This window comes from Bradyrhizobium sp. JHI2711 (assembly GCF_056156565.1).
The window spans coordinates 323,033-337,716 of record NZ_JBPZPT010000001.1 but is presented as its reverse complement, the minus strand read 5'-3'; the positions used below and the strand labels follow the sequence as shown (position 1 = coordinate 337,716).

Sequence of the window (14,684 nt, the reverse complement as noted above, 5' to 3'; positions counted from 1 at the left end):
AAGCGCGATGATGATACTCATCGCGCTTTAGACGGTGAGGATTTCTTTTTCCTTGGCGGCCAGCAACTGGTCGATCTCGGCGATGGTGCCGTCGGTCGCCTTCTGTACCTCGTCGGCGTGACGCTTCTGGTCGTCCTCCGACATCTCGTGATTCTTCTCGAGCTTCTTGAGCACGTCGAGCCCGTCGCGGCGGACATGGCGCGCGGCGACCTTGGCGGCTTCGGCATATTTGTGCGCGACCTTCACCAGCTCCTTGCGGCGCTCCTCGTTGAGCTCGGGAATGCGCAGGCGCAGCACCTGGCCCTCGGTCGCGGGCGACAGGCCGAGATTGGAATCCACGATCGCCTTCTCGACGGCCTTGACCATCGACTTGTCCCAGACCTGCACCGAGATCAGCCGCGGCTCCGGCACGCTGACGGTGGCGAGCTGATTGAGCGGCATGTGGCTGCCATAAGCCTCGACCTGCACCGGATCCAGCATCGAGGCGGAGGCGCGTCCCGTGCGCAGGCCGCCGAGCTCGTGCTTGAGCGAGGCGACGGCGCCCTGCATGCGACGCTTCACTTCGTTGAGATCGAAATTACCCGTGGCCATCACGTTTCTCCTTCAAAATCCCGGCGACCGCTCCGCACCGTCCGTTCGGCGCGCCAGATGAGCCGTCAGCCGGCGACGATGGTTCCGTGGCCGACGCCACGCAGAATCGCGCCGATCGAGCCCGGCTCCGCGATCGAGAATACGATGATAGGCAGCGATGTCTCGCGGGCAAGCGCGAAGGCGGTCGCATCCATCACCTTGTAACCGCCCTCGATCGCCTGCGAATGCGTCAGGCGGTCGAACCGCGTCGCGGTCGGATCCTGCTTCGGATCGGCCGAGTAGACCCCGTCGACATTCGTCGCCTTCAGGACCGCCTGCGCGCCGATCTCGGCGGCCCGCAGTACCGCGGTCGTGTCGGTGGTGAAGAACGGGTTGCCGGTCCCGCCGCCGAGCAGCACGATTCGGCCTTCGGCCAGGTATTTGTGTGCCGCGGTGCGGGTGAACAGCTCGGAAATCTCGGGCATGACGAAGGCCGACAGCGTCCGCGCCGGCGTTCCCTTGCGCTCGATCGCCGCTTCCAGCGCGAGGCAATTCATCATGGTGGCGAGCATGCCCATGGTGTCGCCGGTGGTGCGCGACACCCCGCGGGAGGAGACCTCGACGCCGCGGACCATGTTGCCGCCGCCGATCACGACCGCGACCTCGGTGCCGAGCTTGCGGGCGGCGATCAGATCGTCCGCAACCCGGTCGACGGTCGGCTGATCGATGCCAAAGCCTTGCCGTCCCGCGAGATACTCGCCGGACAGCTTGATCACGACGCGACGATAGACCGGATCAGTCATGAGCACTTTCCTTGTCCGGGCGCCGCTTCCGGCGGCACGCCGGAAGGAACTTCCGGCGCTTACTTCTTGCCGCTGGCCGCGGCGACCTCGGCCGCGAAGTCGCTTTCCTGCTTCTCGATTCCCTCGCCGAGAGCATAGCGCACAAAGCCCGCGATTTTCACAGCCCCGCCGACCTTGCCCTCGGCCTCCTTCACCGCCTGCGCCACCGACTTGCCGGTGTCGTGGATGAAGGCCTGCTCGAGCAGGCAGACTTCCTTGTAGTAGGTCTTGAGGCCGGACTCGACGATCTTCTCGATCACGTTCTCGGGCTTGCCCTGCTGACGGTACTTGTCGGCCAGTACGTCCTTCTCGCGCTTGACCACCGCCGGATCGAGGCCGGACGGATCGAGCGCCAGCGGGTTGGCGGCCGCAATGTGCATCGCGATCTGACGGCCGAGCGCTGCGAGCTCATCGGCCTTGCCCGGCGATTCCAGCGCCACGATCACGCCCATCTTGCCGGCCCCTTCGATGACGGCACCATGGACGTAGTGCGAGACCACGCCCTGGCTCACCTCGAGCTGGGCGGCGCGGCGCAGCGTCATGTTCTCGCCGATGGTGGCGATCGCATCATTGATGGCGGTTTCGATCGTGACGTCGCCGACCTTGGCGGCCTTGATCTTCTCGACGTCCGCTCCGACGTCGAACGCGACCTGGGCGATCATCTTGACGAGGCCCTGGAACTGGCCGTTGCGCGCAACGAAGTCGGTCTCGGAGTTGACCTCGACCACGACGCCCTTGGTGCCCTTGGTGAGCGCGCCGATCAGGCCCTCGGCGGCGACGCGGCCCGACTTCTTGGCGGCCTTGGACAGCCCCTTCTTGCGCAGCCAGTCCTGCGCCGCTTCCATGTTGCCGTCGTTTTCGGTGAGCGCGGCCTTGCAGTCCATCATGCCCGCGCCGGTCGATTCGCGCAGGTCCTTGACCATCGCAGCTGTGATCGTTGCCATCGTTGAAAATCCTTTGTGCCTGCCGGTTTGCCGCGGCGCGGCATCGAATCGCCCCGCCGCGGTCCATCTCAGGAATTCGCGTCAACTGAAATGGTGGCCGGATCCTATCCGGCCAACCCATCGCTCTTTTTGACTATTCCGCTTCCGCGGTCAGCGCCTTGGCCTTGGCCACCCAGGCATCCGCACGGCTCGGCAGACCGACTTCTTCGCCGATCGTGTGCGCGGTGTCGTGGTCGAGCTCGGCGAGCTGCCAATAGTGGAAGATGCCGAGGTCGTTGAACTTCTTCTCGATCGCGCCCGACACGCCCGGGAGCTTCTTGAGGTCGTCGGCAGTGCCGCGGGGACCCGCAAGGCCCTGGAAGCCGCTCGAGGACGCCGCCGGCAGCTCTTCGGCGACCGGCTGGGCCGAGGCGCCGACGTCGATGCCCGAATCGCCCTGCGCGCGCGAGATGCCGTCGATCGCCGCACGCGCGACGAGATCGCAGTACAGCGAGATGGCGCGGCCGGCGTCGTCATTGCCCGGCACCACATAGGTGATGCCCTTCGGGTCCGAATTGGTGTCGACGATCGCAGCGACCGGGATGTTGAGCCGCTGGGCCTCCTGGATCGCGATGTCTTCCTTGTTGGTGTCGATCACGAAGATCAGGTCGGGCAGACCGCCCATGTCCTTGATGCCGCCGAGCGAGCGGTCGAGCTTGTCGCGCTCGCGCTGCAGCGTCAGGCGCTCCTTCTTCGTGTAGGAATTGGCTTCGCCGCCCGAGAGCACGTCGTCGAGGTGACGCAGGCGCTTGATGGAAGCCGAGATCGTCTTCCAGTTGGTCAGCGTGCCGCCGAGCCAGCGCGAATTGACGAAATACTGCGCGCAGCGCTTGGCCGCGTCGGCAACGCCGTCCTGCGCCTGGCGCTTGGTGCCGACGAACAGGATGCGGCCGCCCTTGGCCACCGTGTCGCTGACGGCCTGGAGGGCCTGGTGCAGCATCGGCACGGTCTGGGCGAGGTCGACGATGTGGATGTTGTTGCGGGTGCCGAAAATGAACGGAGCCATTTTCGGATTCCAGCGGTGAGACTGGTGACCAAAGTGCACGCCAGCTTCGAGCAGCTGACGCATAGTGAAATCGGGCAGTGCCATCGTTCTAATTCTCCGGTTGGTTCCTCCGGAAACGTGTGAGCAAAACGGAGCGTTCACGCCCCGGTTGCCACCGGACGGCCTTGTGAGCCATGTTTCCGTGTGAGATGGCGCGCTATATAGCGCCATTTCGGCCAGAAGCAAGGAAATAACGGCCTTTGGGGACGCCTCTAGGCTGCTATCGCATCCCGGCATCCCCTGCCCCTCGCGCCTCCTAACACCTGGGCTGGCCCGGGGGGCAGCTCTTCGGTGGCGGTCCGGCCGGCCGCGGAGGCGCATGCGGCGCGGCGGCCATCGGCGGCGGCGCCGGTCGGGCGACCGGAGGTGACGGCGGCGGCGGCGCTGGCCGCGCAACCGGCGGCGGAGGTGGTGCCGGCCGCGCCATTACTGGCGGAGGCGGAGGCGGCGCCGGCCGGGCAACAGGTGGCGGCGGCGCCGGCCGTGCCACGGCCACGGGCGGAGGCGCCGCTCGCGGCGGCGGAGGTGGCGCAACGCGCGGCGGAGGCGGCGGCGTCGGCCTTGCCAGAGCCTGAGGAGGCGGCGGCGGAGCGGCGGGCCTGGCGGCCTGCGGCGGCGGTGGCGCGGGCCGACGATCCTGAACTCCGGACGGTGTCCGCGCCGCTACGGGCGGCGGCGGAGGTGTCGCGGGTTTGACCGCAGTCGGGGCCGCGGGCTTGCCGGTGGCCGCGCTCGGCGGCGGCAAAGCGCCCGGCTGGGGCCCGCCCGGCCTGCCGCGCAGGTCAGGCACAGGCGGGGTCGTTGTCCCCGGCGGCCTGGGCAGGGCCGCGGACGGGCTCGCCGCGGTTCCGGAAGCCGGCGGGGGATTGGGCGTCGTTGCCGCGTTCGGCTGCGCCGGCGGAACGTTGCCGCTCGGCGCCGTGGCGGTCGCGGCGGGCTTGCCAGGGGGTGGGACGGTCCCGGGCACAGCCCCTGCCCTGGCCGGCGGCGGCCCGCCGGGGGTGCCGGGCACGGGCAGCGTATTGGCCGGCGGCAGCTTGGTCGGGGCCAGCGCTTGCGGGGTTGCTGCGGCGTTGCCGGCGGGAGCGTTCGCGCTCGGACTGGGCGTGCCGCCGGGCGTCCCCGTCGCGGGCGGCGCTCCGGCCGGCGGGCTGCCCGGAGATCGCGGCACCGGCAGCGTATTGGCCAGCGGCGGCTTGGTCGGGGCCAGCACTTGCGGGGTTGTAGCGGCGCTGCCGGCGGGAGCGTTTGCGGTCGGACTGGGTGTGCCTCCCGGCGTCCCAGCTCCGGGCGCCGCTCCGGCTGGCGGGCTGCCGGGAGTTCCCGGCGGCGGCACAGTATCGGCCTGCGGCAGCTTGGCGCTGGCGGGCGGCGGCGCTGTCGTGCCAGGGGCGACATTGGCAGGAGCTGGTGTCGGGATACCCGGCCTTGCCGTCGGCTGGATGGTCGCGCTCGGCGGCATCGGCGCCTTGCCCTGCTGGATCAGGGCGGCGCGCTGAACGACCGCCTGCGGCACGGCCGGTCCTGCCGGCGTGGCGCGGCCGGCAACCGCCGGCGCCAGATTGCCAGGTCCGATCCCAGATCCGAGCGCCGGCCCCGCGGCCGGCGGCGGCGCCGGCGGGCGGTTAATCACGGTGTTGATGACCGTGGTGTTGTGGATGTTCTGGTAGATGATGTTGTTCGGCGGCGGCGCGACATAGACCGGCGGCCTCACGAACACCGGCATCGGCACGAACACCGGCTGCGGCAGCACGAACAGGCCGACCACGGGCAGCGGCGGCGGCAGCACGACGAAATCCGGCGGCGGCGGCGGCAGATAATAGACCGGCGGCGGCGGTGGCGGCGCGAAGCCGAAATCGGGATCGCTGAAATACAGCACCGGGCGATCGACATAGACCACCTCCTCCGGCGGCGGTGGCGGCACGTCGTAGTCGATCATCGCGAAGGTCGGCGGCGGCTCGGGCGGCGCGGTGAGGATCGCAAGGCGGCGCCGCGCATCCGCCGCATGCGGCCCGCGCGGATAGCGGCGCAGATACGACCAATAGGCCTCCGGCGTGTCGGTCCGGTAGGTCCGCCGCCAGGTGATGGCTTCGCGGCGTGCGGCAACGATCGCCATCACGCGCTTGGCAAGCGGATCATTCGGATAGGCCGCGAGAAACTCCTCATAGGCCGCCAGCGTGTCGCGCTCGAGCGCGGCGGCATAGGCGTCCTGCACGCCGAGTTCGCGGATCGGCTTGCTGCGGATCGCGGCGACCTGGTCGGGCGCAGCCTGCGGCGGCGGCGCATCGGGCGCGCGCTCGAAGAACGAGAATGGCGCCGAGATCTTCTGCTCGTTCCAGGGCACCTGCGCACCCTTGGAGGCCTCGTTGACGCGCAGGCGGACGCGATCGAACACCTCGGGCAGCGGCAAGCCGCCGGTGCGGATCATCTCGGCGAGCGACTGCGCATAGATGCCGTAGGGCCCCGGCTCCTCCGGCGCCACCGTGCCGGGCGCGGCATTGAAGGCGATCAGCATGTTCGCCTCGGGCTCGACCAGCGCCAGACCGCTCGCGATCGGCTGACCGCCCTCGATGAAGGGCTGCGCACGGGCTGCGTCGAGCACGACGATATTGGCCTTGAGCGGAATCGAGGCGAGCTGGCGCGCATAGTCGCTGATGCGCAGGGCCTCGGTCGGTATGTCGGTGTCGCGGCTGATGTTGGAATCGACCGGGATGAAATAGTTCTCGCCGGCGAGCTGCACGCCGTAGCCGGCAAGATAGATCATCGCGACGGTGCCCGGGCCCGACGCCTGGGCCTTCTGGATGAAATCGCGCAAGCTCTTGCGCAGCGTGTCGCCGTCGAGATCGCGCGCGCCGACCACGTCGAAGCCGGCCGCCTGGAGCGTCTGCGCGATCAGGCCGGCATCGTTCGCGGTGGTCGCGAGCGGCGATTTGGCGTAGGCGCCATTGCCGACCACGAGCGCGATACGCTTTTCCTGCTGCTGGGCACGGACCGGGCTTGCGGCAAGGACAATGATCGGGAGGAGAAGGCAGATGACGGCTTTGAGCGTCCCACGCATGGCTTGTGCCTGCTATCGTATGAGGTGCCAGCACGCATGAGGCGCGCGGCCGGCTGAATGGCACTTGAACGAGATGACCGGATTGAGGCGGCGACATGGCCGCGCCGCCGCCAGCGTAAGGCCGGCGGAGGCACGACGAGCGGACTTCCGTAAACGCCTCCCGCTCGCCTATTCGGCCAGTCGAAGCGCTGCGACCGTCGTCCGCGCGGCCTGTTCCTCCAGCGGCAGGAAATCCAGGGGGCCCTGATTCTTGTAGCCAGACGTGATCGCGAGCGTGAGGCCCCAGCCGAGCAATCCCGTACTCGAATTTGCGATCATCGCGTTTTTTCGCTCGCTGTAGCGCGCAACGAAGAACAAGGTCTGGCCCGATCGCGCGGTGAAGTCAACGCGCGTGACACCGAGCGCCGCCTCTTCCGCCACGAACTGATGCTGGCCTGCGGGCCGATCGACATAGACGTATGTCCCGGTCTTCAGACCTTTGACCGGCATTCCATCGATGCTGAATGCCCAGTCGGGATCGCCAAACCCGCCGAAGCCCTTTTCGCGCAGGACGACCACACGTGCTTGCCCTGCTTTCGGTGGACCGATCTTTCGCTCTGCTGTCGCATAGTCGAGCCCGCTCCTTGCGGTTTCGCAGCCGCACAGCAACAAGGCAGCCACGAACAGTACCAGTCCACGCAGCAACATTACGCCCCCAGAAATTCCCCGGAAGCATTCTAGTGGAAAACACTACCTGGTTGCAACAGCATCCGGCGACCACTGCGTGGAGCGTCAACGGGATAATCCGCCGGCCGGCCTCTCTCTGGAAGAGGCACGACCACCCCACGCCCGATGCTCTCAGCCTTGGGCGAGCAACTCGACGGTCCCTGTGCTCAGCCGATAGATGCCGCCGACCACCTTGAGCTTGCCCTGCGCGACCGCCGCGTTGAGGATCGGCGCCGCCGATTTCAGCTTGGCAACGTTGTCGATGACGTTCTGGCGAATGGCGTTGTCGAGCGCGTTGCCGCTCTGCTGGGCCGCCGTCTTTACCGCCGGCGCAATCGCGGAGACCAGCGAGGGAATGTGCCCCGGCAACGGCTTGTCGTCCTTCAGCGATTTGATCGTCGCATCGACCGCACCGCAATTGTCGTGGCCGAGCACCAGGATCACGGGCGTGCCGAGCACCGCGACAGTGTATTCCATGCTGGCAACGGTCTCGTCGCCGGCAAAATTTCCGGCGACGCGGCACACGAAGAGGTCGCCGCGTCCGCTGTCGAAGGCATATTCCGGCGCGATGCGGGAATCGGCGCAGCTCAACACGGCCGCGTAGGGATTCTGACCGCCGACCAGCGCCTCGCGCTCGTGCTTGAAGTCGTGGCGGCGCGACACGCCGGAGACGTAGCGCGCATTGCCTTCCATCAGCCGCTTCAGCGCCGCATCGGGCGACAACACGTTCTGCGGCTTCGGCGGCGCCTTCGCCTCCTTGGCCAGCGCGGACCCGCCAAACACCGCCGCTGCAAGTGCCGAACCGGCGAAAAGCATCATCGAGCGCCGGGACGGAGTAACAGCTTGATGCAGGTTTTCAGAGCATTTGTCGCACATGGTTGTATTTCTTCCTGGTTTCTCGCCGAACGAGATTGTCGGGGCAGCAACTGATAGCTGCGCCCGCGCAAGCATGAAACCACGCGCGAAGCAAATAGTTAAGCTTTAGTTTGCAGCGATGCGAGCAAGGTCAGAGCTGCTGCACGTCGACGACGCCTGCCACCGCCTTGATCGCGCCGGCGATCTGCGGCGAGACCTTGAAGCGGCCGGGCAGCTTCATCTCCACCTCGGTCTCGAGGTCGAGCATCAGCACCAGCGAGACCTCGCCGTCGCCGTTTCCGCGCGGTGCGATGCCCGGACTGCCGACCTTCGGCGCGCCGCCGTTGGAAGCCGCCATCTCGGGCCCGGCGAGACGCTTGGCAATCGAGTCCAGCGGCTTGGTGTCGCGCAGGAAGATGCGCAGCCCCTTCTGCGTCTTGGCCGCGGCATCATCGAGCGGCTCGGCATGCAGCACGCGGGCGCGGACGTCCTCGCCCTGAAGCTCGGCCCCTAATTGCAGCAGCACGGCCGCGCCCGGCTCCAGCACGTCGCGATATTGCGCAAGGCCTTCCGAGAACAGCACCGCCTCGAAATGGCCGGTGGGATCGGACAGCCCCATGATGCCCATCTTGTTGCCGGTCTTGGTACGCCGCTCCATGCGCGAGACCACGGTCGCGGCAACCTTGCCAGCGGTGGCGCCGGTCTTCACGGCGCGCGAGAACTCGGCCCAGCTCTGCACCCGCAGCCGCTTCAGCACGGTCGCGTAATCGTCGAGCGGATGTCCCGACAGGAAGAAGCCGATCGCGTCGTATTCGCGGCGCAGCCGCTCGGCCGGCAGCCATGGCTCGACCTGCGGCAGCATGATGGTCGGCGCATCCGCCGACATGCCGAACATGTCGTTCTGGCCGATGGTCGCAGCTTCATGCGCGCGCTGGCAGGCGGCGAGGATCGCATCCGCACCGGCAAAGACGCGCGCCCGGTTCGGCTCCAGCGTGTCGAAGGCGCCGGCGGCGGCGAGACTTTCGATGATGCGCTTGTTGATCGCGCGCGGCGAGACGCGCGCGGCGAAATCGGCGAGCGAGGTGAACAGGCCGCCCCGGGTGCGCTCCGCGATGATCTGCTCGATCGCCTGAATGCCGACGCCCTTGAGCGCGGCGAGCGCGTAGTAGATCGTGTTCTCGCCGACCTCGAAGGTCGCGCCCGACCGGTTGATGTTCGGCGGCTCGACCTTGATGCCGAGCCGCTGCGCCTCGGAGCGGAATTCGGAGAGCTTGTCGGTGTTGTTCAGATCGAGCGTCATGGACGCGGCGATGAACTCCACCGGATAATGCGCCTTCATGTATGCGGTGTGGTAGGACACCAGCGCATAGGCCGCCGCGTGGCTCTTGTTGAAGCCGTAGTCGGCGAATTTCGCCAGCAGCTCGAAGATGGTTTCGGCCTGCCCCTTCGGCACGCCGTTCTTCACCGCCCCCGCGACGAAGATGTCGCGCTGCTTGTCCATCTCGGCGCGGATCTTCTTGCCCATGGCGCGGCGCAACAGGTCGGCGTCGCCGAGCGAATAGCCCGACATCACCTGCGCGATCTGCATCACCTGCTCCTGGTAGATGATGACGCCGAAGGTCTCCTTCAGGATCGGCTCCAGCACGGGGTGCAGATATTCCGGCTCCTCGTCGCCGTGCTTGCGCGCGCAATAGGTCGGGATGTTCGCCATCGGGCCCGGCCGATAGAGCGCGACCAGCGCGATGATGTCCTCGAAACGGTCCGGGCGCATGTCGATCAGCGCCCGCCGCATGCCCTGGCTTTCAACCTGGAACACACCGACCACGTCGCCGCGCGCCAGCATCTGATAGCTCTCGGCATCGTCGATCGGCAGCGTGGCGAGATCGACATCGATGCCGCGCGGCTTGAGCAGCTTGCAGGCGACGTCGAGCACGGTGAGCGTCTTCAGGCCGAGGAAGTCAAACTTCACGAGGCCCGCCGGCTCGACCCATTTCATGTTGAACTGGGTCACCGGCATGTCGGATTTGGGATCGCGGTAGAGCGGCACGAGCTCGCTCAAGGGGCGATCGCCGATCACGATGCCGGCCGCGTGGGTCGAGGCGTGGCGGGTCAGGCCTTCGAGACGCTGGGCGATGTCGAAGGCGCGCGCCACCACGGGATCCTCGTCGCGGAACGCCTGCAGCTTCGGCTCGCTCTCGATCGCGGCGGCCAGCGTCACCGGCGCCGCCGGATTCTGCGGCACCAGCTTGGTCAGCTTGTCGACCTGGCCGTAGGGCATCTGCAGCACGCGGCCGACGTCGCGCAGCACGCCGCGCGCCTGCAGCGTACCGAAGGTGATGATCTGCGCGACCTGGTCGCGGCCGTAGCGCTGCTGCACGTAACTGATCACCTCGCCGCGGCGGTCCTGGCAGAAGTCGATGTCGAAGTCCGGCATCGAGACGCGTTCCGGATTGAGGAAGCGCTCGAACAGCAGGCCGAACTTGATCGGGTCGAGGTCGGTGATCGTGAGCGCCCACGCCACCAGCGAGCCTGCGCCGGAGCCGCGGCCCGGCCCGACCGGAATGCCGTGAGCCTTGGCCCATTTGATGAAGTCGGACACGATCAGGAAGTAGCCCGCGTACTTCATGCGCATGATGACGTCGAGCTCGAACGCCAGGCGCTTGTTATAGTCTTCTTCCGTCGTGCCCTGAGAGAGGCCGTGCACGCGCAGACGATTGGCGAGCCCCTCCTCCGCCTGCCGCTTCAGCTCGGCCGCCTCGACCGCGGCGGCATCCGAGCTCGCCGCGGCGCCGACGGTGAAGAACGGCAGGATCGGCTTGCGCGTCATCGGCCGGAACGAGCAGCGCTCGGCGATCTCCACCGTCGAGGCCAGCGCCTCCGGAATGTCCGCGAACAGCACCGCCATCTCGGCGCGCGTCTTGAAGCGATGATCCGGCGTCAGCTGCACACGGTCGGTCTCGGCGATCAGCCGGCCGCCGGCGATGCAGAGCAGCGCATCATGCGCTTCGTAATCGTCGGTGGTCGCGAAATATGGCTCGTTGGTCGCAACCAGCGGCAGCCCCTTGGCGTAGGCGATGTCGATCAGGCCGCCTTCGACGCGCCGCTCCTTCTCGGCGTTGTGGCGCTGCAATTCGATGTAGAGACGGTCGCCGAACAGAGCAGCCAGACGCTCGCACCGCGCCCCGGCGAGCTCGGCCATGCCGCCGGCGAGCGCCAGTGAGATCGGCCCGTCCGGCCCGCCCGTCAGCGCGATCAGGCCCTCGGTCTCGCCCTCGAGCCAGTCGAGCTTGATGAACGGAGCATGGCTGTCGGGCGATTCCAGGAACGCACGCGAGTTCAGCCGCATCAGGCTGCGATAGCCGCGCTCCTGCGCGGCGAGCAGCACCACGCGCGAGGGTCCCATCGCGTTGCGCGCGTTGGGATCCTGGTCGCCGAAATCGATGGCGAGCTCGCAGCCGACGATCGGCTGGATGCCGGAGCCCGCCATCTTGTCGGAGAACTCCAGCGCGCCGAACAGATTGTCGGTGTCGGTCAGCGCCAGCGCCGGCTGGTGGTCCTTCTTGGCAAGCTCGGCGAGCTTGGCGATCTTGATCGAGCCCTTGAGCAGCGAATAGGCCGAGTGAACGTGAAGGTGGACAAATCCGGCGCTCGGCATGGTCGCGTGACGGCCTCTTGCAGATGAGATGGAGCGGTCGCCGGCGCCTCAAGGCATCATGCACTCGCGGCCGACTCGCCTCTCAATGGTGGGGTCTCACAGCTTGAGAGTCCACGCCGGAGCGGCCGCTTGGGCGCGTCGTCCCGCTTTTCCCCAAGAGGTCGGAGAAAGCCGGCCTACAGCTGCGGAATGACCTGGGCCCAAATCGCGATCATCCCGACGAACAGCGTGATGGACGCCAGTGCGGCGGCTTCTTCCACGAAAACCCTGAACATGGCCTGCTCCCTTGTTGGAACGTATGAAGAACATTGTTCTCATTTCGTTCTATGGAGTCAAGCGATCCGGAAGCCGCCGAAAGGAGATGGTTAACTCGCTGAAGACAAACAGCAAAAAAGCCCCGGCCGAGGCCGGGGCTTTCGTCAGCCACTCACGTGGAGCGGTCAGTCTCAGTAACGGCCGATCATCGGGCCGCCGAACTTGTAGTTCAGGCGGACGAGACCCATGTCGATGTCCTGCCCGATGCGTTCGACAGCGCCACTGGCGAAGGTGACGTTGTGGTCGCCGAGGAAGATGTGGTTGTACTCGACGCCGACCGTCCAGTTCGGAGCAAAACCAAACTCCAGGCCCGCGCCAACCGTGGCACCCCAGCGGGTCTCGTCGGCCCGGTCGAGATTCGCACCCGTCACGACGCTGTAGACGTCGTACTTGTTGCTGACGACCGCCGCACCGCCCTTCGCGTAGAGCAGGACGTTGTTCCAGGCATAGCCAACCTGGCCTGTGATCAGACCGAACGCATCGACGCGCGTCCGGTTCCGCAAACCGGTGATTGCGCTGATGTTGTCACCCGAGAAGTCGGCCCAGTTGCCCTGGCCCTCGAGACCGAACACGAACTGGCCGGACTGAAAGCGGTAACCGATCTGGCCACCGACGGTGCCGCCGGTCGAGTTGTGGGAGCCTTCCGGACCGAAGCCGACCAGATCCCACGACGTGTCAGCCGAACCGCCGCCGCCGTTGATACCGATGTAGAAGCCGCTCCAGTCATACACCGCAGCGATCGCCGCGGGCGGTGCTTTGGTGTAGGGCCGTGCCGCGAGATCAGCCGCAAGTGCCGGCGCAGTCGCACCAAGCGCGACCAGGCTGACAGCTGCAAGCAACAAATTCTTCTTCATTTGATTCCCGTTCCAGTTTCTTCAGTAGTGGGCCCCCCGGCCGTGGGTCGTCATAACAGCGATCGACGGAATTGCTGTAGCCGCGGCGCCACAGTGTGATCGAAAGGACTTTGCTCATTAACGAATGTTAATCGAGCATCGCGGACACCCTATCAAACAAGGGGTTTTGCAGCAGTTTCAATGTTGACGAGGCGAGACAAGCTGCATGCGCGCGCAACATCGTCGCGCGCACATTAGCGTGATGGAAGAGGCGAATGCGAATAAGTTCCTCATCCAAATTGTCGCCATCTTTTCGCTCGCTTTCATCACATTCGTGGGCGCGTCAATCGCTAGCTCGCCTCCGCGCGTACTTCGCCGGACAAAGCGACACCCCATACGCGATCAGAGTCGTCTGCGTGATGAGGCCAATCAGCGACAGTGCCTTTTGGAAGCTGCAGCCTCACACACCGTCTTTCACCTGAAAAGCCCGCCTGAAGCGGACATCTCGAAGGATGGTCGCAGGAACGGCTGAACAGCTCTCAAATGCCATAGCCCTGCGATGAGCGCGCTGCGTCTGCTCAGCTTTGCCAGGGCGCATTGCGGATCCGCGTGCACGCGTTCGGCCTTTGGAAGCTCGGATCGTGATCTGCGATGTAGTCGAAGTTGACCGTCCCGAACGTCGTCTGCGGTTTCTTCAGCGCCGAGCAGGTCTGTACCTTCACGAACTCGTTCTTGAAGTCACCGCGCGGGAACGCCGAGATCACCTGCTCGCGCTGCTCCGGTGTGTAATGATCATACCCGATGCCCACCACATCCACCAGAACGCCTGCGTTGGTGAGCGCGATTTCCGGTCTCATATATTGCGGAATGCCGGGCGTGGTGTGCAGGGCGATGGCCTCCCACACCAGATCGGCCTGGGAATCAGCGATGCCGCGTGCCCGCAGAAACTCGCGCGCTGCATCGGCACCGTCGACTTCAAACCGCTTGGTCGCGGTATGGTAGTGATCGACGAGGCCGAGGTCGTGAAACAGGGCCGCGACATAGAGAAGCTCGGAATCAAACTTCAGCTTCTGGCGCAATCCCGTCATCGCGCCGAACACGTAGACGCGAACGGAATGGTTGAACAACATCTCGTCTTCGTAACTGCGCACCAGCTCGGCGGCCTCGCGAGCCAGTTGGCTGTCGGGAATTTTGACGCCGGAGATCACTCTCGTCATTTTCAGGTTCCTGCTTTCTGTTTCGGCTGATTCCCTTCGGGTCAGGCGGCCTCCTCGAGCGCGGCCTGCGGCGTATTTCGAAAGCTGATCGACATGCGATTGTACGCATTCATCAGGCTGATCGCGATCGTGAGATCGACTAGCTCGCGCTCGCTGAAGACTTTGCGAACAGCTTGATAGGCCTCATCCGGGACGTTGGTCTCGGCGACGCGGGTGATCGTCTCGGCCCATGCGAGAGCCGCACGCTCGCGCTCGTCGAAAAGATGGCCCGCCTCGGCCCAGGCCTGGACCAGCGCGATCTTTTCGATTTTCACGCCGCTCTTCAGCAGGTCGCGTGTATGCATGTCGAGGCAGTAGGCGCAATTGTTGATCTGCGACACGCGAAGATAGACCAGGGTGACAAGCGTCGCGGGAAGTCCGCTCTGCATGACGTAGCCGTAGACACCGCCCAGCGCCTTCATACCTGCCGGTGCGACGTGATTGTAGTTGAGCCGTTCGCTCATCTGCCTGCTCCTTGATGATCGGGGATGAACCCTCCCTCTTGCCCCCTTAGGTGCCCCTGCACTGGTCCACAAAAAAGCACCAAGAACGTACAAAACTCGTGTA

At 66.0% G+C, this 14,684-nt stretch carries 11 protein-coding genes; all 11 read right to left on the bottom strand.

Annotation, left to right across the window (positions count from 1 at the left end; genetic code table 11):
- Positions 1 to 27 precede the first annotated feature (27 nt).
- The 11 genes from frr to ACTEK7_RS01570 all read right to left on the bottom strand — a co-directional run bounded on the left by frr (position 28) and on the right by ACTEK7_RS01570 (position 14,581).
- On the bottom strand, positions 28 to 591 hold the full coding sequence (gene frr / locus ACTEK7_RS01620) for a ribosome recycling factor (protein ID WP_025036556.1): 564 nt from the start codon (positions 589 to 591) through the stop codon (positions 28 to 30).
- A gap of 65 nt (positions 592 to 656) precedes the next feature.
- Positions 657 to 1,373 (bottom strand): UMP kinase, encoded by a 717-nt coding sequence (pyrH, locus tag ACTEK7_RS01615; RefSeq protein ID WP_225147144.1) that lies wholly within the window; start codon positions 1,371 to 1,373, stop codon positions 657 to 659.
- A 59-nt stretch (positions 1,374 to 1,432) separates the two neighbouring features.
- Positions 1,433 to 2,356 (bottom strand): translation elongation factor Ts, encoded by a 924-nt coding sequence (gene tsf / locus ACTEK7_RS01610; protein ID WP_109143611.1) that lies wholly within the window; start codon positions 2,354 to 2,356, stop codon positions 1,433 to 1,435.
- 133 nt (positions 2,357 to 2,489) lie between these two features.
- Positions 2,490 to 3,485, bottom strand: coding sequence for a 30S ribosomal protein S2 (locus ACTEK7_RS01605; RefSeq protein WP_036010040.1), 996 nt, complete (start codon positions 3,483 to 3,485; stop codon positions 2,490 to 2,492).
- A gap of 211 nt (positions 3,486 to 3,696) precedes the next feature.
- Positions 3,697 to 6,498 (bottom strand): caspase family protein, encoded by a 2,802-nt coding sequence (locus ACTEK7_RS01600; protein ID WP_225147145.1) that lies wholly within the window; start codon positions 6,496 to 6,498, stop codon positions 3,697 to 3,699.
- A 168-nt stretch (positions 6,499 to 6,666) separates the two neighbouring features.
- Positions 6,667 to 7,185 (bottom strand): DUF2846 domain-containing protein, encoded by a 519-nt coding sequence (locus ACTEK7_RS01595; RefSeq protein ID WP_225147146.1) that lies wholly within the window; start codon positions 7,183 to 7,185, stop codon positions 6,667 to 6,669.
- Positions 7,186 to 7,335: 150 nt separating this feature from the next.
- Complete coding sequence (locus tag ACTEK7_RS01590; RefSeq protein WP_225147147.1) at positions 7,336 to 8,079, bottom strand: carbonic anhydrase; 744 nt, start codon at positions 8,077 to 8,079, stop codon at positions 7,336 to 7,338.
- 130 nt (positions 8,080 to 8,209) lie between these two features.
- Positions 8,210 to 11,713, bottom strand: a complete 3,504-nt coding sequence (gene dnaE, locus ACTEK7_RS01585) for a DNA polymerase III subunit alpha (RefSeq protein WP_225147148.1) — start codon at positions 11,711 to 11,713, stop codon at positions 8,210 to 8,212.
- Positions 11,714 to 12,159: 446 nt separating this feature from the next.
- Positions 12,160 to 12,882 (bottom strand): outer membrane protein, encoded by a 723-nt coding sequence (locus ACTEK7_RS01580; RefSeq protein WP_225124086.1) that lies wholly within the window; start codon positions 12,880 to 12,882, stop codon positions 12,160 to 12,162.
- Between the two features lie 557 nt (positions 12,883 to 13,439).
- The gene (locus ACTEK7_RS01575; RefSeq protein WP_036025269.1) at positions 13,440 to 14,078 is read right to left on the bottom strand and encodes an HD domain-containing protein; all 639 of its coding nucleotides are present in this window, start codon (positions 14,076 to 14,078) and stop codon (positions 13,440 to 13,442) included.
- 41 nt (positions 14,079 to 14,119) lie between these two features.
- Positions 14,120 to 14,581, bottom strand: a complete 462-nt coding sequence (locus ACTEK7_RS01570; RefSeq protein WP_036025271.1) for a carboxymuconolactone decarboxylase family protein — start codon at positions 14,579 to 14,581, stop codon at positions 14,120 to 14,122.
- Between the last annotated feature and the right edge of the window lie 103 nt (positions 14,582 to 14,684).